Raw genomic sequence first — 24124 nt, 5'->3', positions numbered from 1 at the left:
TCGCTCGGCAGGGTGCGTGACGTGTGCCTCCCGGCCGTGGCCGGTCCGCGTGCGCTACGGAGTGGCGCTCTCGACGGGCCGCTGGGCCGACACGGTGGCCGCCCGCTCACCGGCGCTCGGGGACAGTGCGACGAACGCCGAGGTCAGGAACAGGTAGGAGCCGAGGCCGACGGCGAGCGGAAAGATGAACTGCATCGTCGTCGCCCCGGGCAGCTCCGCGCCCGAGGGCGTGACGCGGACGCTGACGGCCAGCATTCCGGTGTAGTGCATGCTGCTCACGGCCCCGCCCATGACGAGCGACGCTCCGGCCACCGCGAGGGGTGATGTGATGTTCAGGGCGGCCCAAAGCGCGGCCGTCGCCGCGATCACGGCGATGACGACGGACAGCGTGACCAGCATCGGGTCGTACCGCACGTCACCGTGCAGCCGCAGCGCGGCCATGCCCAGGTAGTGCATGCTCGCGACCCCGAGGCCGGTGGTGAGCCCTCCGAGCGCGAGGGCGCGGCCGCGCTCACGGCCGTAGCCGACGGCGAAGACGCCCGCACCCACGACGACCATCGCGACGAGCAGGCTCAGCAGCGTGAGCGGCACGTCGTAGCGGATCTCTGTGCCGCTGACGCCGAATCCGAGCATCGCGACGAAGTGCATCGTCCAGATGCCGGTGCCGATCGCGGAGGCGGCGGTGATGAGCCAGTTGCGGCGCGAACGTCCCGTGGTGCCCAGCGCTCGCACGGTGCACTGCAGTCCGAGCGCCGCACCGACGCAGGCCATCGCGTACGACAGCACGGGGGTCAGCCAGCCGAACGTGGCGTGGTCCAGGTGTCCCATGGCCCATGGACGCTAGACCCGTCGGGGGCGCACAACGGGGGCGCAGTTCGAAAGCTGCTCCCGAAGTTTCGAATGCTGCCGTGATGCGACACCTGCTGTCCCTGAACGATCGCACCCCACGCGAACACCTGCGCGTGCGGGATCATGATGCGTATGACCGACGACCACACGCACGTCCAGGAGTTCTTCACCGCACGCGCCGCCGACTGGGACAACCGCTTCCCGGACGACGGTCCGGCGTACCGCGCGGCGGTGGCCGAGCTCGGTCTGCGGCCGGGCGACCGCGTCCTGGACGCGGGCTGCGGCACCGCGCGCGCCCTGCCCGCCCTCAGGGACGCCGTGGGGCCCTCGGGCGCCGTCCTCGGGGCGGATCTCACCCCGGCGATGCTCGAAGCCGCCGTCCGGGCGGGCAGGGACGCGCACGGACAGCTGCTGCTCGCCGATGTGGCACGGCTGCCGGTGTGCACCCATTCCCTGGACGCCGTGTTCGGCGCGGGTCTGATCTCTCATCTGCCCGAGCCCGCCGCGAATCTCCGGGAGCTGGCTCGCGTGGTGCGCCCCGGCGGGCTGCTCGCCCTGTTCCACCCCATCGGCCGGGCAGCGCTCGCGGCCCGCCAGGGACGTCAGATCACGCCGGACGATCTGCGCGCGGAGCCCAACCTCCGGCCGCTCCTGTCCGGTTCGGGCTGGCACATGAAGTCGTACGTCGACGAGGACACCCAGTTCCTCGCGCTGGCCGTGCGCGAGAGCTGACGACGGCCGGTGACGCCTGGTCCCGGCGACAGGCGTCACCCACAAGCCGCTGCACCAGCGGATCAGAGCCGGCCGGCGACCACTGCGGCGAAGGCCGCAGCGTTGTCCAGCATGACGTTGTGCCCGGCGCCCGGCACAGTGACGACCCGCACCCCGGACGTCACCAGTTCCTCGTGGCCCTCGAGTTCACCGCTGAGCGCGCCCTGCAGAAAAACGCGCTCTACGGAGAGCCCCATCAGCATCACGCGCATGGTGGGGTCGGTTCCCCGGACGAGCCCCGTCGCGCTGCGGTGCAGTGCGCGCGGATCGGCGAGCCGCATGGTCGCAGCCCACACGGGCCCCGCCTGCTCCAGCACACGGGCGTGTCCCTCCTTCACGAACTGCTCCTCTTCGTATGCAGCGATTCGACTGCTGCCCGCCGTCCCGGCAGGTGCTGGGTCGAGGTTGGCCTCTGTGAGGACCAGGCGTGACACGAGGTCCGGCCGCCGATGCGCGAGCACGATGGTGACGGAGCCGCCCATGCTGTGCGCGATGAGCTCCGCCCCACGCACCGCGGCCCCGTCCAGTGCGGCGGCCACGGCATCCGCGTGATCCTCCAGTGTGTAGCCGAAGTCGGCGGGGCGGTCGCTGAGGCCGTGGCCCGGCAGGTCCAGGAACAGCGATCTGCGCCCGGCGAGTTCGGGCCGTGCGGCGATATGCGCGTGGTAGGCGGCCGAGGCCGCGCCAAGGCCGTGGACGTACACGCGCGCCGGTCCCGTGCCTTCGGACTCCGTCCACCGGATCCGGCTTCCCCGCGTGTCGAACCGCGCGTCACGCATGGCCACGTTCATCCCCCGCCTTCGCTCCGACGTCCCGTTACCTCAACTCTCGGAGACTATACATCGTCACCGTAGTATCTCGGTCTCGATGTACACCGTGAGTGCGGCAGAATACAGGCATGCTGGAGCTCGCCATCCTCGGATTCCTCTACGACCACGCGCTGCACGGCTACGAGTTGCGCAAACGCATCACCGCCCTCACCGGGCACGTGCGCCCGGTCGCGGAGAGCACGCTCTACCCAGCCATCAAGCGCCTGGAGAAGGCCGGGCTGCTGGCCCGTGAGACCCAGCCCGGCGCCGTCGCCGCGCCGCGCCACGTCCTGAGCCTCACCGACGCCGGCAGGATCGAGCTCCGCCGTCGCCTCACGGAGCCCGCGCGGGCGGACATCACGGACGAGAACCGCTGGTTCACGCTGCTGGCGTTCCTGCGCCACCTCGACGACGCCGATGCCCAGGCCGACGTGCTGCGGCGCCGTCTGGACTTCCTGCAGGAGCCCGCGAGCTTCTTCTACGAGGGCGACCGACCGCTGCGTGCCGAAGAGCTCGACGATCCGTTCCGACAGGGCATCCTCACCATCGCCCGCGCCACGAGCCGGGCGGAGCTCGCCTGGCTCCGCAAGACCATGGCGTCACTCGGCTGAGGCCGACAGACAGACCACGGTCACTCAGGGTGGGGCGCCGCCAACGGATCCGCGAGGCGCACCGGACAGCCACGCACGCCGGGCACGGGGCGCGTACCGAGCTCGTCCACCCGGTAGCCGTCGGGATAACCCTTGATCTCGCGGTTCTGCCGAGCGTAGTGCGGGGCCGTGCGCGGCGGGAGCAGGCGTACCGCACGGCCGCGCAGCCGCACCGCACCACGGACGAGCGTCCTGGTGACGGGATGGGGCTGGTCGTAGCGGAAGGCGTGCACCAGGGTGTCGTCGAGCAGGGCGACGGTGGCCGCGCGCAGGAGGGGAGCGGCGGGGCGGGGGTACCAGGAGGCCATCAGGTCGATGGTCGCGTCGGAGACCGTTCGCGCGTCCGCGTTCCAGGCGAAGTGGGCCTCTTCGTAGGCGTCGAGGCACGCGGCGAACTCCTCGTAGGAGCCGGGGATGCCCTGGATACCCAGGTGCCGTCCGAGCGTGCGGTAGTACACGGCGGACGCGGCGGCCTCGTGCTCTGAGAACCGGCGCCATCCGTAGGTGTCGATCCACCTCTTGGGCGTCACCACGAAGGTGCAGAGCACGTACCGCATGTCGTCGTTGGTGATGTCGTAGCTGCCGTGCATCTGGTTGATGCGCCGCAGGGCCATGCGGCCCACGTCGCTGTCGAAGCCGTGCTCGACGACCGCGTCGAGGAGCAGGGCCGTGTCGTCGTACCGCTTCTGCGTACGGTCCGTCAGCTCCGCGGTCCGTGCGAGGAGTCGGCCGATGCTCGGGACGGCGTAGGTGCGGTAGAGCGCGAGCTCGAGGGCGCGGGTGAAGTCCCAGGGGAACTCGTACGTCGCCGAGAGCCGGTAGATCGTCAGGAAGTCCTTCTCCGGGTCCAGACGCCGGATCTGCCGGAGCCGTTCGTAACGCTTCACCGCACGGTCCCCCTTCTACAGCCGGGACTCCAACTCTACGTTGGGGATCTGTAGTTCAAGCGCTTCACGGCGTGATCCATATGGGGGAAGGCGGTCGTCATGTTCGACAAGATCCGCAAGCTCTGGCGTCGGGGCGCGTCGACGGACCCGGCGACCCCTGCGACGGTCGCCGAGAAGCAGCGCCCGCACAATCTCTTCGAGGCCGCCGCCGTCTATGTGGCGGCGTGCGCCGAGGACGACCAGGAGGGCCTCGACGAGGCCGCGGGCTGGGTGTCTCCGGAGGCCCTGTCCTTCGGGGTGAACGAACTCGCCTGCCGTGCCGTCATCGCGCTCGCGCGGGAGCGCGACGAGTCGCCGAGCGCCGTGGCGCGTACGCTCCTCGGCCTGCCTGCCGCCTGACGTCGGTGTGCGTCGGATCCGGGCACACGAGCGCCGCGCTGAGGGGTGTCCCTGAATCGGCGGCGTGCAGGAGGCGTTCTCGGACCTCTCGGGGCGTACGGGGCCGGTAGCCGGGCCCCCAGCCGCAGCAGTCCGGCCGGAAGCGCACACCGGCGGTCAGGAGGACCGCGAGCGCTCGCCACGCTGCGGTGTCCCTGCGCTTGGGCACGGCGAGGGCGGTGCCCGCGTCGAGCAGTTGGTCACCGCACTGCGGGCAGACGTCGTGGCGCACCCGTGTGAAGTCGGCCGGTTTCTTGAAGGAGGCGCGGCACGGCAGGCAGATGAAGTGCGATCTGGCGCTGGGCATGACCGGCAGCTTAGGTGGCCGTTCCGTCGGCGTACGAGCGAATTTCCTGGTCATCCACCCTCGACGACGAGTTGAGCCAGTGGTTAAGGTGCGCCGACGGAGCAAGCAGTGGCTGGTGATGGGGAGGCAGCATGGCCGCGGCGGACGAGGCTGTCGCCACCGATGACGACGCGCTGTACGTGCTGACGGCGGTCTTGCTGACGCCCGCGAAGTTCCCGAGTGTGCTCGGCGACGACTATCCGGAAGCCTGTGCCGCGCTGGGGCTGCCGCCGCTGGCCGCCGGGTACGGCCTGGTGCTCGGGCAGGACGGCGCCGGTGCGCGCTGGACCGTCGTCACCGACGATGTGTCGCTCGTCGCCGTCGCGATCGCTTCCTGGGACTGCGGCATGGAGTACGACCTGTCGCCCGACGAGCGCACCGTGGTCGCGGCGCTGCCCGGCTGGCCCCTCGCGGTGGCGGTCGCGGCCCCCGGCGTGCCCGCGCCGCACGACCCCGAGCCGGACCCCGAACAGCCCGACCAACTCCCGCTCGCCCCGCCGCAGTCGGACGCCTGGGGACCGGCCCAGCGCCGTCTGGGCGCCGACGAGATAGCCCTCCAGTGGGCCGCGTGGCGCGAGCAGATCGACGACGCGGACTTCGCCACGGACAGCGCCGCTACGGAAGACGGCGTGGCGGGCGCCGACGGCACGAAGGCCGAGCCCTCCATGGGCGGAGACCCGAGCGGGGATGCCAACAGGGCGCGCCCCGCCGGAGGGGGCGGCCCCGAAGGCTCGGCCTCAGCACCCTTGACCGGTGTACGACGGGTCCTCGCCGAGGCGCGTGCGTACGTGGAGACGCCGCCGCCGCTGGGGCGGGTGCGGTCGTCCTTCGCCTCCGGTGAGGCACGCACGCTGCGCGCCGACGGTCCTGGCTGGTCCATGGTCGCGAGGACCGACGACATCGCCTTCGTCCTGCTCGACGAGGAGCCGGGAGAGGTGCTGCCGGTCGGACGCGGGCCGGAGCTCCCGGGGCTGCTCGAAGCGCTCGACAAGATGGCGGTGCGCCCCTCCTGACGCAGGCGTTCGGCACCGCCTCATGCCATATCAAGCCGCGGCGGGGCGCGCTGCTGAGCCTTGGCGGCTCAGCGGCCAAGCTCCTTGCGGGTGACGCGACGCAGCCTGCGCCGCTGCCCGGAATCGAGGGTCAGATAGGCCGCGGCCGGGACGCCGACCACGATCAGGAACGCAAGCCACCAGGGCAGCCAGATGAGCAGGATGAGCCCGGCCGCCACGCCTCCTGCGGCGATCTTCGCCTTCTTCGACATGTCCGTCGCCTCCTTCGCGGCAGGTGCCGCTCTCTGTCTTGAGAAACGGGATCGGACCGCACCCAGTTCCAGGTCGCGACCCTGACCGATCCCTGACGTGCGTCCCCTACTCGACCCTGAGTGCCCTCAGCGGTTCGCCCACCTCGTGCATGTGGCGAAGCACCTGCCGATAGGAGTCGACGAGCCCGGTCTCCGCGTAAGACATACCCACAGCATGACAGTGCGCACGGACAAGGGGCTGGGCGAGCCGCAGATGCGGCCGGGGCATGCTCGGGAAGAGATGGTGTTCGATCTGGTAGTTCAGCCCGCCGAGGAACCAGTCGGTGACCGCGCCGCCGCGGATGTTCCGCGAGGTGAGGACCTGGCGCTTCAGGTGGCCCCAGCGTTCGCCGTCCGGATCGGGCATGTCCATGCCCTTATGGTTGGGGGCGAAGGCCATGCCCAGGTGCAGGCCGAAGAGGGCCTGGTGGACGGCGGCGAAGGCGAGCGCGTGCCCCAGGGGCATGGCCGTCAGCAGAAGCGTCACGTATCCCACGAGGTGGGCGACCAGGAGAGGGCCCTCGACGGCTCGCTCGCGTCGGCTCTGGCGGCGCAGGTCACGGAATCCGTACACCTTCATGGCGATGCCCTGGAGCAGCGTCAGGGGGAAGAACAGCCAGGCTTGATGGCGGGTGAGCCAGCGCCGGAATCCGGCCCGGGGCCTGGCCTGCCGTGCCGTGAACACCAGGATGTCGGCGGCGACATCGGGGTCCTTCTCGGTGTGGTTGGGGTTGGCGTGGTGGCGGTTGTGTTTGTCGTTCCACCAGCTCACGCTCATCCCTAGGAGCAGGTTGCCGTGGACGAGGCCGATCAGGCGCGCCACAGCGCGGTTGTCGGTGATCTGGGAATGCCCGGCGTCGTGCCCGATGAAGGCGGTGCGCGCGCACAGGACGGAGAGCACCGGCGCGAGCAGCAGCACCCACCAGGTGTGACCGATGGCGAACAGTCCCGCGCCGACGGCCGCCAGGGCCGCGGCGTTCAGGGCTATGCCGCGCGCGTACCAGCCGGTGCGACGATCGAGGAGCCCTTCCGTTTTGACGGCCCTCAGGAGTGGTGCGAAGTCGCTTCCGGAGCGATGTCGTGCGCTGATGCCACCGGGGCGTTCCGCGACGGCTGCGGCAGCCTGAGCCATGACGATTTCTCCGGTCTCCGTGAGGATGCTCTGACCTCAGGAAACGTACGGATCTGTGACCTTCGGCGACCATGGCGCCACCCCCCGTGTTCCACCGGGGGCAAGCGCCCGCGCACAGGGGTGCTGGGTACACCCTTCACGAGAAGTGGCGCGCATCACAGCATGCGAAGCGCCTCAGGATGTGGATTGCAAGGTATCCTCGGCCGCTCCCGTCACATTAGTCAAGTTTGAGGAATGCGCCATAGCTGTGCACAAGCACTCCGCTGTCACCCCTTCCGAGATCGCAGAACTGTCCCGCTGCTCTGTTGTGTTCGTCCCCGGTGACCCCGGACGCACCGGCCAGGTCGCGTTCTGGCATGCCGACGGCCGCACCCCGACCGCCCCGGCGGTTGGCGACGTCGGCGAGTTGACGGTCGCCGTGCCCGGCACCGACGGCATCCACCTCGACGTCGTCCCCGCGGCGCTGCTGCCGGTCGGCACCGCACTGCCCCTCCTCACCCGTGCACGGGCCGCATCCGGCGCGCACCCCACCGCCGCCTTCTGGGGGGCGGCGGCCGTTCTCGCCCTGCAACTGGCCGCCCGAGGCCTGCTGTTGCCGGGCCTCACCGACAGCGATCACGACGCCTGGCGTGCGGGCCCGCTCACCTCGGACGACCTGCGGCGGCTGCGTGACCTCGCGGCGTCGATGCCGCCGGCCGCCCACGCCGTCCCTCTCGACAGCGCCACGCCGCCGCGTCTGCCCGCACCGGAGCGGCTGCTGCGCCAGTTCCTCGACGCCGTGGCCGATACGCTGCCGCGCTCCCCCGCAGCCGCTGCGGCGGCAGGCCAGCCCGCGTTCGCCTCACAGGAACCGCAGCACCTGCCCGCCCAGCGCGCCTGGGCCATGGACGTCGCGGCGGGCCACGACGCCGGTGTCCGGATCTCGCTGCGCGTCGAGGTGCCCGGCCTGCTCGCCGACTCCTCCGCCGAGACCCGGCTGCCGTTCCGGGCCGTCCTGCAGATCCACAGCGTCAGCGACCCCTCGCTCGTCGCGGACGCCGCCGAGGTGTGGGCCGGTTCCGGCGCCGCAGCGGGTGCCTTCGGGCCACGCGCCCGGATGGACGCCCTGCTGGCCCTGCGTCGCGCCACGCGCGCGTGGGCGCCGCTCGGGCCGCTGCTCTCGGCACCGGTGCCGGACGCGATCGAGCTCGCCGACGAGGATGTCACCGAACTCCTGGGCTCGGGAGCACGCATGCTCGCAGCGGCCGGGGTGGATGTGCACTGGCCCAGGGAGCTGGCACGCAGCCTCACCGCCCGCGCGTACATCGGCCCCGAAGATGCCGGGAGCGAGGGCGGGAAGGGGCCCGAGAAGCTCGGGTCGGACACCCCGTCGTACCTCTCGGCCGATGCGCTCCTCGCCTTCAACTGGCGTTTCGCGCTGGGCGACCAGGAGCTGAGCCGCGCAGAGCTCGACCGGCTCGCGGAGGCCAACCGCCCGGTGGTGCGCCTGCGGGACCAGTGGGTGCTCGTCGACCCCGACGAGGCACGGCGCGCCCGCGCACAGCAGGACCGCAAGGTCACCCCGATCGACGCCCTGAGCGCCGCTCTGACCGGCTCCACCGAGGTGGACGGCCGCCGGGTCGACGTCGAGCCCACGGGCTGGCTCGCGACCCTGCGTGAGCGGCTGGCGGACCCGGAGGGCATGGAGCCCGTCGGACAGCCCGCCGCTCTCGCCGCGGACCTGCGCGACTATCAGCTGCGGGGACTCAACTGGCTCGCCAGGATGACGTCCTTGGGGCTCGGCGGGTGCCTCGCCGACGACATGGGCCTCGGCAAGACCATCACCCTGATCTCGCTGCATCTGCACCGTCAGACCGACGAGGCGACCGCGGGCCCCACGCTGGTCGTGTGCCCCACCTCCCTCATGGGCAACTGGCAGCGCGAGATCGAGAAGTTCGCACCCGGCACGGCCGTACGCCGCTTCCACGGAGCGCAGCGCGGACTCGACGACCTCGTGGACGGCGAGTTCGTACTGACCACCTACGGAACGATGCGGCTCGACGCGAACCGGCTCGACGCGGTCGGCTGGGGCATGGTCGTGGCCGACGAGGCGCAGCACGTCAAGAACCCGTACTCGGCGACGGCCAAGCAACTGCGCACCATCGGCGCCCGCGCGCGCGTGGCGCTCACCGGTACTCCTGTGGAGAACAACCTCTCCGAGCTGTGGGCGATCCTCGACTGGACGACTCCCGGGCTGCTCGGCAAGCTCGGCACGTTCCGCACCCGCTACGCGCAGGCTGTCGAGAGCGGTTCCGACCCGGCCGCGGCCGAACGGCTCTCCCAGCTGGTGCGCCCCTTCCTGCTGCGCCGCCGCAAGTCGGATCCGGGCATCGCCCCCGAACTGCCCCCGAAGACGGAGACCGACCGCGCCGTCTCCCTGAGCGCGGAACAGACGGGCCTCTACGAAGCGGTGGTCCGGGAGACACTGGCCGAGATCTCCGGAGCCGACGGCTTCGCCCGGCGCGGCCTCATCGTCAAGCTTCTGACCGGGCTCAAGCAGATCTGCAACCACCCCGCGCAGTACCTCAAGGAGAACAAGCCGCGCATCACCGGGCGCTCCGGAAAGCTGGAGCTCCTCGACGAACTGCTCGACACGATCCTCTCCGAGGATGCGAGCGTGCTCGTCTTCACGCAGTACGTGCAGATGGCGCGCCTCATCGAGCAGCATCTGTCGTCCCGCGGCATCCCCTCGCAGTTCCTGCACGGCGGCACCCCGGTGGCCGAGCGCGAGGCGATGGTCCGGCGCTTCCAGGACGGTGAGGTCCCGGTCTTCCTGCTCTCCTTGAAGGCGGCGGGTACGGGCCTGAACCTCACGCGGGCCGAGCACGTCGTGCACTACGACCGGTGGTGGAACCCCGCCGTCGAGGCCCAGGCGACCGACCGCGCGTACCGCATCGGGCAGACGCAGCCCGTGCAGGTGCACCGGCTCATCGCGGAGGGCACCATCGAGGACCGCATCGCCCAGATGCTGCTGCGCAAGCGCGAACTCGCCGACGCCGTCCTCGGCTCCGGGGAGGCAGCGCTCACCGAGCTGACCGACGCCGAGCTGGCGGACCTGGTCGCGCTGCGAGGGGGGACGACGCGATGAGTGACACCTACGACGAGACGCACGACGAGGCACACGAGGACAGCAGGATCGACGGCGGGGGCGACGCATTGACCGGGTACGACGAATCGACCGGGCAGGACAACGAACGGACCTTCGCGGCGCTGCCTCCGGCCCACGGACGGGGCTTCGCACAGACCTGGTGGGGCCAGGCGTGGCTGAAGGCACTGGAGGACACGGCGCTGGACCTCCAGCAGCTCAAGACCGGTCGTCGGCTCGCGCGGGCCGGTTCCGTGGGCGCGGTCTCCGTGCGCCCCGGGCGCATCACCGCGGTCGTGCAGGACAAGGACCGCACTCCGCACCGCTCCGACGTGCTGCTCCAGGAGCTGAGCGACGACGAGTGGGACCGCTTCCTCGACATGGCCGTCGAACGGGCCGGGCACATCGCCGCGCTCCTCGACCGGGAAATGCCCCCGCACCTGGTCGAGGACGCCGCGGCCGCCGGCGTCGAACTGCTGCCCGGCATCGGTGATCTGGAGCCGGAGTGCGACTGCGACGCCTGGGACCACTGCGGGCACACGGCCGCGCTGTCCTACCAGATGGCCCGCCTGCTCGACCAGGATCCGTTCGTGCTGCTCCTGATGCGGGGGCGCGGCGAACGCGAACTCCTCGACGAGCTGCAAGTCCGCAGCGTCGCGCGGCAGTCCGTGGCGGACTCCCCGCAGGAGGAAGCGCCGGAGGCCGCTCAGGAGGGCGTGGACGCCGCTGAGGCGTACGCGGACGGCGCCGTGCTGCCCCCGCTGCCCGAACCGCCCGCACTGCCCGCAGAACCCGGCCTGCCGCCTTCGCTGGACACGGAGGTGGAGCCCGCGCCCGGTGTGGACGTGTCCGCGCTGGAGTTCCTGGCGGCACGCGCGGCGGCCGAGGCGCACCGCCTGCTGACCGAAGCGCTCGCTCCCGGGCACGAGGAGCAGCCCGCCGAGCCGGGGCTGACGCTCGACGAGGATGCCGTCCGGCTCGCCGCCGCCTCTCCGGAGTCCGCGATCGTGGACCGTCTCGCCGCGGCCTCGGGCCGCGACCGGGACGGTCTGGCCCGTGCCGTACGGGCGTGGGAGTACGGGGGGCGTGCCGCGCTGGTCGTCCTTGAGGACGAGTGGGCCTTGGAGGCGGATGCGTCGGCACGCGCGCGTGCCGCGCTGGACGCGGCCTGGGACGAGGGCGAGCGTCCCACGCTGCGCGCGGCCCGCAACCGCTGGACGGTGGTGGGTGCCGACGCCCAGCTGCGCCACGGGCGCGACGGACGCTGGTGGCCCTACCGCAAGGAGCGCGGCCGTTGGATGCCCGCCGGTCCGGCGGCGCACGACCCGGCGACCGCGCTGGCCGCCGTCACCGCGGGTGAGTGACCGGCACGGCGGCTGTGGCTGAAACACAGTCAGCGGCCACCGGCGTGACGGCGGTGGTGACACGTGCGCCGGGAACACCGGCGCACGCACTCACCCTGGTCAGCGATTGAGTGCGGTCATGACATCCAGGACCGTGGATCACGCCGGTTCAGTCGTGCGGGTCAAGCCGAAGGGGAGATGAGAGGGCGTTGTGCCCCCGCCACTGCTGATCGCCCCGGTGATGACGGCGCCTCCTGCCCCTCGCGGGAGGCGCCGTCGGCGCGTCGCCATGCGCCGTTCACCTTTGGGCCCCCTGGCGTTCGTGACGGCGGCGAAGGGTGGCGCCGTCACCCGAATCGTGCCCCAGGAGGCCTGATGCCCTCGCGCGCCGCCGACCAGCGCCGTGTCCACCGCTCCGTCGTCTTCGGCATGCCGCTCGCCCTGCTCACCGCCGTGGTGGTCACCGGAACCGCGGTGGGCGCGCCGACCGGCTCGGCAGACGATGCTCGGAGCAAGGGCCATGGAGCACGCGTCACTGCCACCGCGACACTCGGAGACATCCCTCTGGGCCCCTTCAGCAACCGTCTGCTCCCCGGCACCGTGCGAGACGACCGCGGTGTTGACCTCGGGGGCATCGGGAGCGACATCTACCCGGCGGGCCGCAAGGGCGAGTTCTGGACAGTCACCGACCGTGGCCCCAACGGCCAGATCAAGATCGATGGGAAGAAGCGCCGCACGTTCCCCGTGCCCGGTTTCAACCCCACGATCGTGAAGGTCCGGGTGTCCGGGCGCTCCGTGAAGGTGGTCGACGCGCTGCCGATCACCACCCGCTCCGGGAAGCCCGTCACCGGTCTGCCCAACCAGGAGGGCCGCGACGAGGCCCCGTACACGTACAACGCCCGCAAGCCGCTCTCCTACGACCCGAACGGCCTGGACACCGAGGGCATCGTCCGGGCCAAGGACGGTTCCTTCTGGCTGGTCGACGAGTACGGTCCGTCGCTGGTCCACGTGTCCGCGCGCGGGAAGGTCATCAAGCGGTACGTCCCCAAGGGCCTGAAGCTGCGCGGCGCGGGCTATCCGGTGTCTGAGTCGCTGCCCGCGGTGCTGCTGCACCGGAAGATCAACCGCGGCTTCGAAGGGCTCGCCCTCCTGCCGAACGGTGAGCTGGTCCTTGCGGTACAGAGCCCGTTGTCACTTCCGGACGGGGACGCGGGCGACGGCTCGCGGACGGCACGGCTGCTGCGGTTCTCGCCGCGGAAGCAGGCGGTCACCGCCGAGTACGCGTACCGGTTCGACCCGGTCGGTGTCGTGGACCCGGGCGAGGACGACACCTCCGAGCTCAAGATCTCCTCCGTGGTCGCCGTGGGCCGTGACCGGCTGCTCGTCGAGGAGCGCACCGACAAGGCAGCCCGGCTGCAGGTCGTACGCCTTGACCGGCGCACGGACATTCTCGGCGGCCGCTGGGACGACGCGGCGACCCGCCCGTCCTTGGAGCAGTTGGAGGACCCAGCCGCTTCCGGCGTACCGGTCCTGCGCAAGCGCCTGGTGGTCGACCTGGGCACCGTCGACGGCGTGCCCGGGAAGATCGAGGGCGTCGCCCGGGTGGACGACCGCACGCTGGCACTGATCAACGACAACGACTTCGGGATGACCGACGGGCCGGAGGCGTTCGACAAGCACGGCCGGCTGGTGGACAGCGGTATCGAGACCAGCGTGACGTACGTGCGGCTCCCCAGGGGGCTGTGACCCGCTCAGGGCGCAGGTTCCTCAGCCCGTCGGGATCAGCGATTCGAGGTCGCTCGGCAGCCCCGAGGGCAGCGTGGGGAGGTCGCTGGGCAGTCGGGTCCGGATGTCACTGGGCAGCTCGGAGGGGATCTCCGAGGGGATGCTCAGCGAGGGCGTGGGCCTGGGCTCGCGGCTCTTGGTCTTCTCGGAAGGGCTCTTCTTGTCCGGGGAGTCGTCGCCTCCGGTGGCGAGGAGCACCACCACGACGACGGCTGCGACGGCCAGGATCACGGCGAGCAGGATGACCAGTCCGTTGCGCCGTCCGGGCGGCCTGCCCCGCGGTGGCTGTGACGGCAGTCCGTCGTCTCCAGGAGGCGGACCGTATCCGCCCGGTGGAGGGCCGTACCCTCCGGGAGGTGGCCCGAAGTCGCCACTCCCTGGAGGGGGTACGTCACCCGGCGGAGGGGGAGGCTGCGGCGGTACCGGCGGCATGCTCATACCACCAAGAGTCGTCCCGAACCGGTCGAGAAGCGACCCTCGCGCGGAGGTTGCTACACGCCCGCCCCACGGACCGGACGATTCCGGCACAGATCCCGGTGCGCTTCGGACGGCACCGCCGCGGCCGAACCGGGCTCAGCCCCGCACGCCCAGCAGGTGGTCCAGGGCCAGCTGGTCGAGCCGTTCGAAGGCCATACCGCGCGCGGCGGCCGCCTCCACGTCGAAGGCCTCGTAGGCGCCGCGGTCGGCGAGAAGGCCCGCGAGCCCGTCCTCGGCGGTGGGGCGCGCCAATTCGGGCAGGCGTGCCTCCAGAAGCGCTTCGGTCACCTCGGGGTCCTCCCTGAAGGCCGCCGCTCGGTCGCGCAGGATCAAGTAGTTGCGCATGCACCCGGCGGCGGAAGACCACACTCCGGCAGCATCCTCCGTACGCGGCGGCTTGAAGTCGAAGTGACGCGGCCCCTCGTAACCGCCCCTCTCCAGGAGGTCGACCAGCCAGAAGGCGCTGCGCAGATCGCCCGCTCCGAACCGGAGGTCCTGGTCGTACTTGATGCCGTTCTGGCCGTTCAGGTCGATGTGGAAGAGCTTGCCCGCCCACAGGGCCTGGGCGATGCCGTGCGGGAAGTTCAGGCCCGCCATCTGCTCATGGCCCACTTCGGGGTTCACGCCGTACAGTTCGGGCCGCTCCAGGCGCTCGATGAAGGCGAGGGCGTGTCCGACGGTGGGGAGCAGGATGTCGCCGCGCGGCTCGTTCGGCTTGGGCTCGATGGCGAAACGCAGGTCGTACCCCTGCTCGGTCACATAGGCGCCGAGCAGATCGAAGGCCTCCTTCATCCGGTCCAGGGCGTCGCGTACTTCCTTGGCGGCGCCGGACTCCGCGCCTTCGCGGCCGCCCCAGGCGACGTAGGTGCGGGCACCGAGCTCGGCCGCCAGATCGATGTTGCGGATCGTCTTGCGCAGCGCGTAGCGGCGAACGTCACGGTCGTTGGCGGTGAACGCGCCGTCCTTGAACACCGGGTGCGTGAACAGGTTGGTGGTCGCCATCGGCACGACCAGACCGGTCGAGTCCAAGGCCTCCCGGAAGCGCTTGATGTGCCCGGCGCGCTCGGCGTCCGTCGACCCGAAAGGGATGAGGTCGTCGTCGTGGAAGGTGACTCCGTAGGCACCCAGTTCGGCCAGATGCCGCACGGAGTCGGCCGGGTCCAGCGGGGCACGGGTGGCATCCCCGAACGGGTCCCGGCCCTGCCAGCCGACGGTCCACAGGCCGAAGCTGAACTTGTCCTCAGGGGTGGGCTGATAGTTCATGTGCGACTCCTCAGAGGCTCCTCGACCATTTCGTCATGGCGATTTACAAATTAGTGTCCTCACACACCACTGGGAAGGTCGAAGGAAGACAAGTTCCCGTGCGCACGCCCGGGAGAAGCACCAGAACGGAGTCGTCGATGTCATCAGCGCCATCAGGCCCCCTCGTCGTCGGTGTGGACAGTTCCACGCAGTCCACCAAGGCCCTCGTCGTCGACGCGGGCACCGGAGAGGTCGTGGCGAGCGGCCAGGCCCCCCACACGGTCAGTTCCGGGGCCCTCCGGGAGAGCGACCCCGAACAGTGGTGGGACGCGCTCTGCGAGGCCCTCCACCAGTGCGGCGCCGCCGCGCGCGAGGCCGCCGCGGTGTCGGTCGGCGGCCAGCAGCACGGGCTCGTGACGCTGGACGCCCAAGGCAGGTCCGTGCGGCCGGCGCTCCTGTGGAACGACGTGCGCTCCGCGCCGCAGGCCCGACGGCTGGTGGAGCTGCTGGGCGGCGCCAAGGCGTGGGCGGACCGCGTCGGAAGCGTGCCGGGGCCCTCGTTCACGGTGGCCAAGTGGGCCTGGCTGACCGAGCACGAGCCCGCTTCGGTCCGCGCCACAGCCGCGGTGCGCCTGCCCCACGACTACCTGACGCAGCGTCTGACGGGCTCCGGGACGACGGACCGTGGTGACGCCTCCGGTACGGGCTGGTGGGCGTCGGCGACCGAGTCCTACGACGAGGAGATCCTGCGCCTGGCGGACCTCGACCCCGCGCTCCTGCCGCGCGTCGTGCACTCCGGAGAGGTCGCCGGGACGGTGCGCGGCAGCGACGAACTGCCCTTCTCCAAGGGGACGCTGGTGGCCCCCGGGACCGGCGACAACGCGGCCGCCGCTCTCGGCCTCGGGCTGCGGCCCGGCACACCGGTCCTGAGCCTCGGCACGTCCGGCACGGTGTACGCCGTCTCCGAACGCCGCCCCACGGATCCGACCGGAACAGTCGCCGGTTTCGCCGACGCGCGCGGTGCGTGGCTGCCGCTGGCCTGCACGCTCAACTGCACCCAGGCCATCGACCGGGTGGCCGCACTCCTGAGCCTCGACCGGGAAGCCGTACAGCCCGGCGGAGCCGTGACCGTCCTCCCCTACCTGGACGGCGAGCGCACGCCTGCACTGCCGCACGCATCAGGGATGCTGCACGGCCTGCGCCACGACACGACACCGGGGCAGGTGCTCCAAGGGGCGTACGACGGCGCGGTCCACGCCCTCCTGGGGGCGCTGGATGCCGTACAGGGCGTGGATGCCGACCCTTCCGAGCCCCTGTTGCTCATCGGCGGCGGGGCGCGCGGCACGGCCTGGCAGGAGACCGTACGACGCCTCTCCGGAAGGCCCGTCCAGATCCCCGAAGCACACGAACTCGTCGCCCTGGGCGCCGCCGCACAAGCCGCAGGGCTCCTCTCCGGGGAAGACCCGGCCGCGGTGGCACGGCGCTGGGGCACCGCCCGGGGGCCGGTCCTGGAGGCGGTCGAACGGGACGAGTCGACGCTCTCCAGGATCTCGTCGTTCCTCTCCGGTGCGGCACCCTTGCTGGATGGGGCTCATGGGGCGTGACGGAACAGAGCGGGTGGGGGACGGCCGAGGTCCGGCGGAGGCGGGTGCGGCGCGGGAGCGAACACTCACCGCTCCGCGGGAACGGCCCACCCGCGGCACCCGCGAGCGCCTCGCGGACACTCAGAAGGGCATGCGCCGCCGCAACCTCTCCCGGGTGATGCACGCGGTCGCCTCGCAGGGCACGCTGTCGCGCGCCTCTGTGGCGTCGCGGATCGGCCTGACACGAGCCGCCGTGTCCACGTTGGTGGACGAGTTGATCCGTGCGGGGCTCCTGGAGGAGCTGGGCCCCGAGCGTCCGGGGCGGGTGGGCCGTCCGGGCTCCGCGCTCGCGGTCAGTGCTCGGGGGCCGGCAGGTATCGGGGCGGAAGTCGGTGTCGATCACCTGGCGGTGTGTGCGGTCGACCTGCGCGGTGAGGTGCGCGCGCGTGCCGTGCGGCGGGTCGGCAACCGAGGCCGCGTTCCCCGAGCCGTGCTTGCCGACCTCGCCTCCCTGGTGCGGGAGGTGGTCGACGCGGCCGCGAAGGCAGGGCTGCGTCCGGCCGGCCTGGCGGTCGCCGTCCCCGGCCTGGTCACGAGGGACACCCACACGGTCGTACGCGCCCCCAACCTGGACTGGCACGACGTCGACCTCGGCGCCCTGCTGCCATCGGAGCTTCCGCTGACCGTCGACAACGAGGCGAACTTCGGCGCCCTGGCGGAACTGTGGCTCGACGGCACGGCACCGGCGGACTTTCTGCATGTGTCGGCGGAGATCGGTATCGGTGCGGCGCTGGTGGTCGACGGGCGGCTGCTGCGGGGAAGCCGGGGCTTCGCGGGCGAGTTGGGGCACGTGCCCGTCTGGCCGGAAGGGCCGGAGTGCGCCTGCGGTGGCCGTGGGTGTCTGGAGCAGTACGCGGGCGAGGAGGCGGTGCTGCGGGCGGCGGGTCTGGCGCCCGGGGCCGACCGGGTGACGGTACTCGCCGAGCGGGCCCACGCGGGTGACACCAAGGTCAGGACGGCCCTGCATGACGCCGGGGCCGCGCTCGGGATCGCACTCACCGGTGCGGTGAATCTCCTTGATCCACGGGCGGTGGTGCTCGGCGGCGCACTGTCTCGGCTCGCGCCGTGGCTTCTCCCTTCCTTGGAGGGCGAGTTGGGGCGCCGCATCACGGGTCCTGGCTGCGAGGTCGTCGTCTCCGGCATCGGGTCGGACGGCCCGCTGCTGGGGGCGGCTCATGCGGTGGTGCGGGCGGTGCTCGATGATCCGGCGGGGGTGGCTTAGGGCGGCTTGCCCGGCTGCTCCGGGCGGCTTCCCCGACCCCTCCAGGGGCGGCCTGCCCGGTCCGCTTTGGGAGGCTTCCCCGACCCTTCCAAGCGGCCTGCCCGGCATTTTAGGCGCGGCCCGGGCGCCCTCACTCGCCGGGAATTCCCTTTCGAGTGCTCGGGAATGCCACCGGTTTAGCCCAATGACAGAACCGCCTAAACGACTTCAGTCCTGTCTGACCTACGGACGTCCAGCCCGCTGCGGACATGGCGGATGAATCCAGGATTCCGCTCCTACGCCCCCAAAGCGTCCGCCTCTATCCCCCACACGAGTGGTCGAGTTATCCACACTCGCGGCCCCGTGCACAGATGCCGCTCAAGCCCTTCCACCTCAACAGACCTGACCCGTAACGTATTTCGCGTGAGGTCACATCGGGCCGCCGACGGGACGGGAGCGCGGCCGCACGGGCGCGGAAAGATCACCGAGGCACAAATGATTTGAGGAAGTCGGCCCGGACAAACAAGCGCAGACAGTTCACCTGAGCGACTCAGGAAAGGATGCGGAGGAACGACTCAACGACTCAAGACCGACGCGAAACTCACCACAAGCAGCCAGACCAACGGGAATTTCGCCCACCACTCCCTGGACGCCCACCAATTCGCCACTCACACTGTGCAGGCACCGGGCGCCTACCCTCCCCCTGCGGCCTCCCCTACCCGCCCCCACTACAGCCCTGCACCACCCCCCTCCCCGCTACGACGCCGCGCCGCATCCTCCCCCGAGGAACCGAGCCGACCAGCTGCTCCCCCCACCGAGAGGCAGAACAGCCATGGATCGAGCAGAACACCAAGCGAAGGACACACCACAGGCCGAAACACCCGCACCGATACTCCGGCCCGCCAGACGCCGGATCCTCCAAGGCGCCGCTCTCGCCGCCCTCCCCTCCGCGCTCCTGACGGCACGTCCGGCCGACGCGCGAGAACGGGCGGTCGACTACCCCCTGGCCGAGTCGGTACCGGCCAGCACCTCCAACTACACCGCCGCCAACCGCCCCACCACGTATCCGGTCGAGTACGTGATCATTCACGTCACACAGGAGACGTACGCCGACACACTCGCCATCTTCAAGAACCCGGCGAAGAAGGTCTCCGCGCACTACGTCGTCCGCTCGGCGGACGGGCACATCGCCCAGTGCGTCCGCGAGCGCAACGTCGGCTGGCACGCGGGCAATTGGAGCTACAACACACGCAGCATCGGCATCGAGCACGAAGGGTGGGTGGACAAGCCGGAGTACTTCACCAATGAGATGTATGAGCAGTCCGCGGCCCTGACCGCGGCGATCTGCAAGAAGTACGGCATCCCGAAGGACCGGGAGCACATCATCGGCCACGTCGAGGTTCCAGGGACGGATCACACCGACCCCGGCCGGTACTGGGACTGGTCACGCTACATACGCATGGTGAACTTCGCCTGACCGCGGCACCGACAGCGCGGCGGCCGACGCCGACCGCGAACCAGCCGAGGGCCCGCGAACCAGCCCAGGGCCCACGAACCGGCCCAGGGCCGGGTGAGGACCAACCGTGGACGGTCGAGGACCAGCCGACGTCACTGCGCGGACGCTTGTCGGCTTGAGTTCCCGGGGTGACGATGGCAGCACCGCATCGCCGCCCCGGGAGGACCGAGTTGACCGATCCATGGGTAGCCCTGGAGTTCGGCACCGACCCTGCCGAGCGGGTCCGGACGATACGGAGCGCGCATGAGCGGTTCACGGTGGCGGGCACCGTGACCCGCCCCGTGCGCTCCGTGGTGGCCGAGTCCTGGCGCCGCTCGCTGCGGGCGCGGGTCAGTCCGGAGGACAGCGGGGCATCGGTCGAGCTGACGGCCGGAGACCTGGGGGCGTATCGGGCGGAGCATCCGTTGTCGCGGGTGATGCCGGTGTTCCGTGAGCTGATGGGCGGATTCGCCAAGGACGGGGAGCATCTCCTGGCGGTGTGCGACGCGCACGGCAGGCTGATGTGGGTCGAGGGGCATCCCGCCACCCGGATGCGGGCGGGGCGGATGAACTTCGTCCCGGGCGCGCGGTGGGCGGAGTCGGCGATGGGCACGAACGCGCCGGGAACGGCGGTCGCCGTGGACAGGCCGGTACAGGTGTTCGCGACGGAGCACTTCGTGCGCAGGGTGCAGCCCTGGACGTGCGCGGCTGCCCCTGTGCACGACCCTCGTTCCGGCCGACTGCTCGGGGCCGTCGACATCACCGGCGGGGACGGTCTGGCGCACCCGCACAGCCTGGCATTCGTGCAGGCGGTGGCGCGGGCGGCGGAGTCCCAACTGGCCTTGCTGGATCCCCCGGTGGAGGCGGACGGCACCTTGGAGCTGACGGCGCTCGGCCGGGATGAGGCGCTGCTCGTCGCGAACGGTCGCAAGATGCGGCTGAGCCGACGGCACAGCGAGATCGTGGTACTGCTCGCCCGGCACCCCGAGGGGCTGACGGGTGATGCGTTGCTGTGCGCGTTGTACGAGGACGAGTCGGTGACGCCGGTGACCTTGCGGGCGGAGTTGGCGCGGCTGCGGCAGGTGCTCGGGCCCGAGATGCTGCGGTCGCGGCCGTACCGTCTGGCGGTGCGGGTCATGTCGGATGTGGACGTCGTGGAGCGGCGGCTGGGGTGCGGGGCGGTGACGGCGGCGGTGTCCGGGTACGCGGGGCCACTGCTTCCGGGGTCGCAGGCACCGGCCGTGGTGCGGTTGCGGCGGCGGCTGTCCGACCAGGTGCGGGCGGCGCTCATCGCGCGCGGTGACCCCGACCTCCTGTCGGACTGGGTGCACGCGTCGTGGGGTGCGGAGGATGCGGAGGTGTGGCGGGCCCTGGCGGCGGTGCGGCCGACGGCGCCTGTGGTGGCGAGACTGCGGTCGCTCGACAGCGAGCTGACGGCCGACGCGGCGGACAACGCCTGCCGTCGCCCGCAGTAACGCCGTCGCCGGGACTCACGGGCCCTCCATGCACGCCGCGCCACGGCCCCACGCCCGTGGCGCGCAACGTACTTGCAACCTCCCTCTCCCTAACCTCCGGCGGAGAGCTGCCCAATGGCGGGCGGCGTGTCCGGGGAGGCAGTCAAGATGGCCCGTTACGCAGCGCCCGGTACGGAGGGCGCAGTCGTCGCCTATGAGGCCCGGTACGACCACTTCATCGGCGGGGAGTATGTGGCGCCGGCGCGGGGGCAGTACTTCGAGAACCCGAGCCCGGTGAACGGGCAGCCGTTCACGGAGATCGCCCGGGGCACGGCCGAGGACGTGGAGCGCGCCCTGGACGCGGCGCACGCGGCGGCGCCCGCGTGGGGGCGTACGTCCGTGGGTGAGCGCGCGGCCATCCTGAGGCAGATCGCCGACCGTATGGAGGCCGGGCTCGAAACCCTCGCGGTGGCGGAGAGCTGGGAGAACGGCAAGCCGGTGCGGGAGACGCTGGCCGCCGACATTCCCCTGGCCATCGACCACTTCCGCTACTTCTCGGGGGTCATCCGGGCGCAGGAGGGCTCGCTCAGCGAGGTCGACGGCGACACCATCGCGTACCACTTCCACGAGCCGTTGGGTGTGGTGGCGCAGATCATTCCGTGGAACTTCCCGATCCTGATGGCGGCGTGGAAGCTGGCGCCCGCGCTCGCCGCCGGGAACACGGTCGTCCTGAAGCCCGCCGAGCAGACACCGGCGTCGATCCATGTCTGGCTGAGCCTGGTCGGCGACCTGTTGCCGCCCGGTGTGGTCAACGTCGTCAACGGCTTCGGCGTGGAGGCGGGCAAGCCGCTGGCGTCGAGTCCGCGTGTCGCGAAGGTCGCGTTCACCGGGGAGACGACGACGGGGCGGCTGATCATGCAGTACGCCTCGGAGAACATCAAGCCGGTGACGCTGGAGCTCGGCGGCAAGAGCCCGAACATCTTCTTCGACGACGTATGGGCCGCCGACGACGACTTCCGCGACAAGGCGCTCGAGGGCTTCACCATGTTCGCTCTCAACCAGGGCGAGGTCTGTACGTGTCCGTCGCGGGCATTGATCCAGCGCGGTCACTACAGCGAGTTCCTGGAGGCGGCGATCGCCCGCACCGAGGCGATCAAGCCGGGGCACCCGCTCGACACGGACACAATGATCGGCGCGCAGGCCTCCAACGACCAGCTGGAGAAGATCCTTTCGTACCTGGACATCGGCCAGCAGGAGGGGGCGAAGGTCCTGACGGGCGGGCAGCGCATCGAGTACGACGGCGAGTTGGCGGGTGGCTGGTACGTGCAGCCCACCATCTTCGAGGGCGACAACCGGATGCGGATCTTCCAGGAGGAGATCTTCGGCCCCGTCGTGTCGGTCGCGTCGTTCAACGACTTCGACGACGCCGTCAAGATCGCCAACGACAGCCTCTACGGGCTGGGCGCCGGGGTGTGGACGCGGGACATCAACACCGCCTACCGCGCGGGACGATCGATTCAGGCGGGCCGTGTATGGACGAACTGCTACCACGCGTACCCGGCACACGCGGCGTTCGGCGGCTACAAGCAGTCCGGGATCGGCCGTGAGACGCACAAGATGATGCTGGAGCACTATCAGCAGACGAAGAACCTCCTGGTGTCGTACTCGCCGAAGAAGCTCGGCTTCTTCTAGGGGCCTGAGGAAGGCGTCTGGCCTGGTCTTCTGCCCGTCAGGCGCCTTCCGTCCGCCCCAACTCACCCCTCAAGGGACGCGCCCTGGCGTTGCCGGGACCGGTCAACGGCACCCGTCCCCACGCTTGGCCGTCCCGATGATCCGGGCGAAGCGGCCTGGCCGACCGCGAACGTCGCCCCGGGCGCCGCGTGATCGACCGGCCCTCCGAACCGCTCCGAAGCCCGCGCCACCGCGTCCTCCGGGCTGAGGAACCGGCCGACATGGGTGACGATCAGCCGCCCCGCCCGCGCCGCGCTCGCCGTGTCGCCGGCGTCCTCGGGCGTGTGGTGCACCTGATCGCCCTCGGCCGCCGCCTCGTTGGCCTCGGCCTCGCAGAGCAGTACGTCGCAGCCCTCGGCCAGCCGGGTGAGGGCCGCGCACGGTGCGGTGTCCCCGGAGTAGACCAGTGAACGGCCCGCGGCCTCGATCCGTACGCCGAAGGCCGGCATGCCGTGCCGCACGGCCCCGCTCGTCAACGTCAGCTCGCCCAGCCGTACTTGATGCCCGTCGTGCAGCTCGTGGACGGCGAAGGCGGACTCGACGGGGCTGCGCGCCGGGCCGTTGGTCAGAAAGTGTGCCAGGCGGTCGGCGGTGCCCGGCGGGCCGTACAGGGGGATGGGCGCGGTGAGTCGGAGGTCCGCGTAGAGCGCCGCGTAGTAGGCGGTGAGCAGGTCCGCGCTGTGGTCGGCGTGCAGGTGGGAGATCCAGATCGCGTCGAGTTCGTCGAGGCGGGCGTGGCGCTGCAGCTGCGCGAGCGTCCCGCTGCCGGCGTCCACCCAGATCCGGGTGCCGCCGCTGGATACGAGGTAGCCGGAGCACGGGTTGTCCACACTCGCGTAAGGAGTCGCGGAACCCAGGACGGTGAGCCGGAACGAGTCGTCGATCATCCAGGGATCCTAGGGCGTCCCACAACGCAGCGCAGCGGAGTTGACAGCCTGGAGAAGCACCCACCGTCGCGAGGGGCACCGCTCAGGGTCGCGCCACTCCCGTACGTTCCAAAGCCTTGCGGGCGGCGAGGTAGCCCGCGATCTTGAAGGCCAGTTCGTGAGAGCCGAAGGCGTCGGCGCGGGCACGCCGCAGCACCACCCGAGTGGCGATCACCACTCCGTGCTCGGGCAAGCCCAGCTGCTCCTCGATCCCCGCGGCGGCGGCCGCGAAGAAGCGTGGCAGGTCCTCAGCAGGTTCGTACTCCACCGTCAGCCCTTGGGCCACCTCGAAGGCGAAGCCCTCGGCTGCGGGCTCGAAGTCAACCGCGATCTCCGCGAAGTGTGGCGCGCAGTTCTGCTTCTGATGCCGTACGTACACGCCGCGGATCGGATACGGCGGAAACCGGGGTGGCGTTGACGTCACGCCGGAACGCTACCAGGGGACATTCCAGCTAAATCGGCACGATTTCCGAAGCCTGTTCCATGGGAGGACGTGGAGCCGCGCCTGCCGTGGGGCA

The 24124-nt window shown here is 71.0% G+C and carries 21 protein-coding genes; 12 read left to right on the top strand and 9 right to left on the bottom strand.

The window, feature by feature from the left end; genetic code table 11:
* Positions 1-54: 54 nt before the first annotated feature.
* Positions 55-828, bottom strand: a complete 774-nt coding sequence (locus ACZ6AA_RS26920) for an MHYT domain-containing protein (protein WP_468455685.1) — start codon at positions 826-828, stop codon at positions 55-57.
* A gap of 153 nt (positions 829-981) precedes the next feature.
* On the opposite strand from ACZ6AA_RS26920, the gene ACZ6AA_RS26915 reads away from it, so the two are divergent.
* On the top strand, positions 982-1581 hold the full coding sequence (locus ACZ6AA_RS26915; RefSeq protein ID WP_468481806.1) for a class I SAM-dependent methyltransferase: 600 nt from the start codon (positions 982-984) through the stop codon (positions 1579-1581).
* Between the two features lie 62 nt (positions 1582-1643).
* Here ACZ6AA_RS26915 and ACZ6AA_RS26910 read toward each other — a convergent pair whose 3' ends face one another.
* A complete protein-coding gene (locus tag ACZ6AA_RS26910; RefSeq protein WP_468455798.1) occupies positions 1644-2399 on the bottom strand; it encodes an alpha/beta fold hydrolase in 756 nt (251 codons plus the stop codon).
* 119 nt (positions 2400-2518) lie between these two features.
* On the opposite strand from ACZ6AA_RS26910, the gene ACZ6AA_RS26905 reads away from it, so the two are divergent.
* Entirely contained in the window at positions 2519-3040 is a 522-nt protein-coding gene (locus tag ACZ6AA_RS26905; RefSeq protein ID WP_471460434.1) for a PadR family transcriptional regulator, read from the top strand.
* 20 nt (positions 3041-3060) lie between these two features.
* On the opposite strand, the gene ACZ6AA_RS26900 is transcribed toward ACZ6AA_RS26905, so the two are convergent.
* Positions 3061-3966 carry an oxygenase MpaB family protein gene (locus tag ACZ6AA_RS26900; RefSeq protein ID WP_471460432.1) on the bottom strand — a complete coding sequence of 302 codons (906 nt, stop codon included), beginning with the start codon at positions 3964-3966 and terminating at the stop codon, positions 3061-3063.
* 99 nt (positions 3967-4065) lie between these two features.
* Between ACZ6AA_RS26900 and ACZ6AA_RS26895 the strand changes: the two genes are divergently transcribed.
* Complete coding sequence (locus tag ACZ6AA_RS26895; RefSeq protein ID WP_468455677.1) at positions 4066-4365, top strand: hypothetical protein; 300 nt, start codon at positions 4066-4068, stop codon at positions 4363-4365.
* A 477-nt stretch (positions 4366-4842) separates the two neighbouring features.
* On the top strand, positions 4843-5763 hold the full coding sequence (locus ACZ6AA_RS26890; RefSeq protein WP_468455675.1) for a hypothetical protein: 921 nt from the start codon (positions 4843-4845) through the stop codon (positions 5761-5763).
* Positions 5764-5831: 68 nt separating this feature from the next.
* On the opposite strand, the gene ACZ6AA_RS26885 is transcribed toward ACZ6AA_RS26890, so the two are convergent.
* On the bottom strand, positions 5832-6014 hold the full coding sequence (locus ACZ6AA_RS26885) for a hypothetical protein (protein ID WP_030359293.1): 183 nt from the start codon (positions 6012-6014) through the stop codon (positions 5832-5834).
* A 106-nt stretch (positions 6015-6120) separates the two neighbouring features.
* Entirely contained in the window at positions 6121-7185 is a 1065-nt protein-coding gene (locus ACZ6AA_RS26880) for a fatty acid desaturase family protein (protein WP_468455673.1), read from the bottom strand.
* 247 nt (positions 7186-7432) lie between these two features.
* Here ACZ6AA_RS26880 and ACZ6AA_RS26875 point away from each other — a divergent pair, with 247 nt between their 5' ends.
* The 3 genes from ACZ6AA_RS26875 (at position 7433) to ACZ6AA_RS26865 (ending at position 13398) form a co-directional block, all read left to right on the top strand.
* The gene (locus tag ACZ6AA_RS26875; RefSeq protein WP_471460429.1) at positions 7433-10312 is read left to right on the top strand and encodes a DEAD/DEAH box helicase; all 2880 of its coding nucleotides are present in this window, start codon (positions 7433-7435) and stop codon (positions 10310-10312) included.
* Positions 10309-11673 carry an SWIM zinc finger family protein gene (locus tag ACZ6AA_RS26870; RefSeq protein ID WP_471460427.1) on the top strand — a complete coding sequence of 455 codons (1365 nt, stop codon included), beginning with the start codon at positions 10309-10311 and terminating at the stop codon, positions 11671-11673. Before ACZ6AA_RS26875 ends, ACZ6AA_RS26870 begins: the two co-directional genes overlap by 4 nt.
* Before the next feature lie 354 nt (positions 11674-12027).
* Positions 12028-13398, top strand: a complete 1371-nt coding sequence (locus ACZ6AA_RS26865; protein WP_468455667.1) for an esterase-like activity of phytase family protein — start codon at positions 12028-12030, stop codon at positions 13396-13398.
* Positions 13399-13419: 21 nt separating this feature from the next.
* On the opposite strand, the gene ACZ6AA_RS26860 is transcribed toward ACZ6AA_RS26865, so the two are convergent.
* Positions 13420-13668, bottom strand: a complete 249-nt coding sequence (locus ACZ6AA_RS26860; RefSeq protein ID WP_468455665.1) for a hypothetical protein — start codon at positions 13666-13668, stop codon at positions 13420-13422.
* Positions 13669-14010: 342 nt separating this feature from the next.
* Positions 14011-15177, bottom strand: a complete 1167-nt coding sequence (gene xylA, locus ACZ6AA_RS26855) for a xylose isomerase (RefSeq protein ID WP_471460423.1) — start codon at positions 15175-15177, stop codon at positions 14011-14013.
* Between the two features lie 137 nt (positions 15178-15314).
* Here xylA and xylB point away from each other — a divergent pair, with 137 nt between their 5' ends.
* The 5 genes from xylB (at position 15315) to exaC (ending at position 22641) form a co-directional block, all read left to right on the top strand.
* Positions 15315-16760: a xylulokinase gene (xylB, locus tag ACZ6AA_RS26850; RefSeq protein WP_468481815.1), complete on the top strand. Its 1446-nt coding sequence runs from the start codon at positions 15315-15317 to the stop codon at positions 16758-16760.
* 130 nt (positions 16761-16890) lie between these two features.
* Positions 16891-18021 (top strand): ROK family protein, encoded by a 1131-nt coding sequence (locus tag ACZ6AA_RS26845; RefSeq protein WP_471460669.1) that lies wholly within the window; start codon positions 16891-16893, stop codon positions 18019-18021.
* An 811-nt stretch (positions 18022-18832) separates the two neighbouring features.
* On the top strand, positions 18833-19477 hold the full coding sequence (locus ACZ6AA_RS26840) for an N-acetylmuramoyl-L-alanine amidase (RefSeq protein WP_468455660.1): 645 nt from the start codon (positions 18833-18835) through the stop codon (positions 19475-19477).
* A 209-nt stretch (positions 19478-19686) separates the two neighbouring features.
* Positions 19687-20970, top strand: a complete 1284-nt coding sequence (locus tag ACZ6AA_RS26835) for a GAF domain-containing protein (protein ID WP_471460421.1) — start codon at positions 19687-19689, stop codon at positions 20968-20970.
* A gap of 147 nt (positions 20971-21117) precedes the next feature.
* Positions 21118-22641 (top strand): acetaldehyde dehydrogenase ExaC, encoded by a 1524-nt coding sequence (gene exaC / locus ACZ6AA_RS26830; protein ID WP_468455657.1) that lies wholly within the window; start codon positions 21118-21120, stop codon positions 22639-22641.
* 62 nt (positions 22642-22703) lie between these two features.
* On the opposite strand, the gene ACZ6AA_RS26825 is transcribed toward exaC, so the two are convergent.
* Positions 22704-23567, bottom strand: a complete 864-nt coding sequence (locus ACZ6AA_RS26825; RefSeq protein ID WP_468481818.1) for an MBL fold metallo-hydrolase — start codon at positions 23565-23567, stop codon at positions 22704-22706.
* 82 nt (positions 23568-23649) lie between these two features.
* Positions 23650-24030, bottom strand: a complete 381-nt coding sequence (locus ACZ6AA_RS26820; protein ID WP_468455653.1) for a hypothetical protein — start codon at positions 24028-24030, stop codon at positions 23650-23652.
* Positions 24031-24124: the final 94 nt, after the last annotated feature.

It is taken from the genome of Streptomyces sp. NPDC040610 (genome assembly GCF_055594065.1).
The sequence above is the reverse complement of the archived record's forward strand: the minus strand, read 5'-3'. Positions and strand labels throughout refer to the sequence as shown.

Coding starts and splice junctions, on each gene's coding strand:
- ACZ6AA_RS26845 (WP_471460669.1), top strand. CDS start 16,891: ATGCGCCGCCGCAACCTCTCCCGGGTGATGCACGCGGTCGCCTCGCAG.
- ACZ6AA_RS26865 (WP_468455667.1), top strand. CDS start 12,028: ATGCCCTCGCGCGCCGCCGACCAGCGCCGTGTCCACCGCTCCGTCGTC.
- ACZ6AA_RS26890 (WP_468455675.1), top strand. CDS start 4,843: ATGGCCGCGGCGGACGAGGCTGTCGCCACCGATGACGACGCGCTGTAC.
- xylB (WP_468481815.1), top strand. CDS start 15,315: ATGTCATCAGCGCCATCAGGCCCCCTCGTCGTCGGTGTGGACAGTTCC.
- ACZ6AA_RS26895 (WP_468455677.1), top strand. CDS start 4,066: ATGTTCGACAAGATCCGCAAGCTCTGGCGTCGGGGCGCGTCGACGGAC.
- ACZ6AA_RS26905 (WP_471460434.1), top strand. CDS start 2,519: ATGCTGGAGCTCGCCATCCTCGGATTCCTCTACGACCACGCGCTGCAC.
- ACZ6AA_RS26840 (WP_468455660.1), top strand. CDS start 18,833: ATGGATCGAGCAGAACACCAAGCGAAGGACACACCACAGGCCGAAACA.
- ACZ6AA_RS26920 (WP_468455685.1), bottom strand. CDS start 828: ATGGGACACCTGGACCACGCCACGTTCGGCTGGCTGACCCCCGTGCTG.
- ACZ6AA_RS26885 (WP_030359293.1), bottom strand. CDS start 6,014: ATGTCGAAGAAGGCGAAGATCGCCGCAGGAGGCGTGGCGGCCGGGCTC.
- ACZ6AA_RS26910 (WP_468455798.1), bottom strand. CDS start 2,399: ATGCGTGACGCGCGGTTCGACACGCGGGGAAGCCGGATCCGGTGGACG.
- ACZ6AA_RS26915 (WP_468481806.1), top strand. CDS start 982: ATGACCGACGACCACACGCACGTCCAGGAGTTCTTCACCGCACGCGCC.
- ACZ6AA_RS26880 (WP_468455673.1), bottom strand. CDS start 7,185: ATGGCTCAGGCTGCCGCAGCCGTCGCGGAACGCCCCGGTGGCATCAGC.
- exaC (WP_468455657.1), top strand. CDS start 21,118: ATGGCCCGTTACGCAGCGCCCGGTACGGAGGGCGCAGTCGTCGCCTAT.
- ACZ6AA_RS26825 (WP_468481818.1), bottom strand. CDS start 23,567: ATGATCGACGACTCGTTCCGGCTCACCGTCCTGGGTTCCGCGACTCCT.
- ACZ6AA_RS26870 (WP_471460427.1), top strand. CDS start 10,309: ATGAGTGACACCTACGACGAGACGCACGACGAGGCACACGAGGACAGC.
- xylA (WP_471460423.1), bottom strand. CDS start 15,177: ATGAACTATCAGCCCACCCCTGAGGACAAGTTCAGCTTCGGCCTGTGG.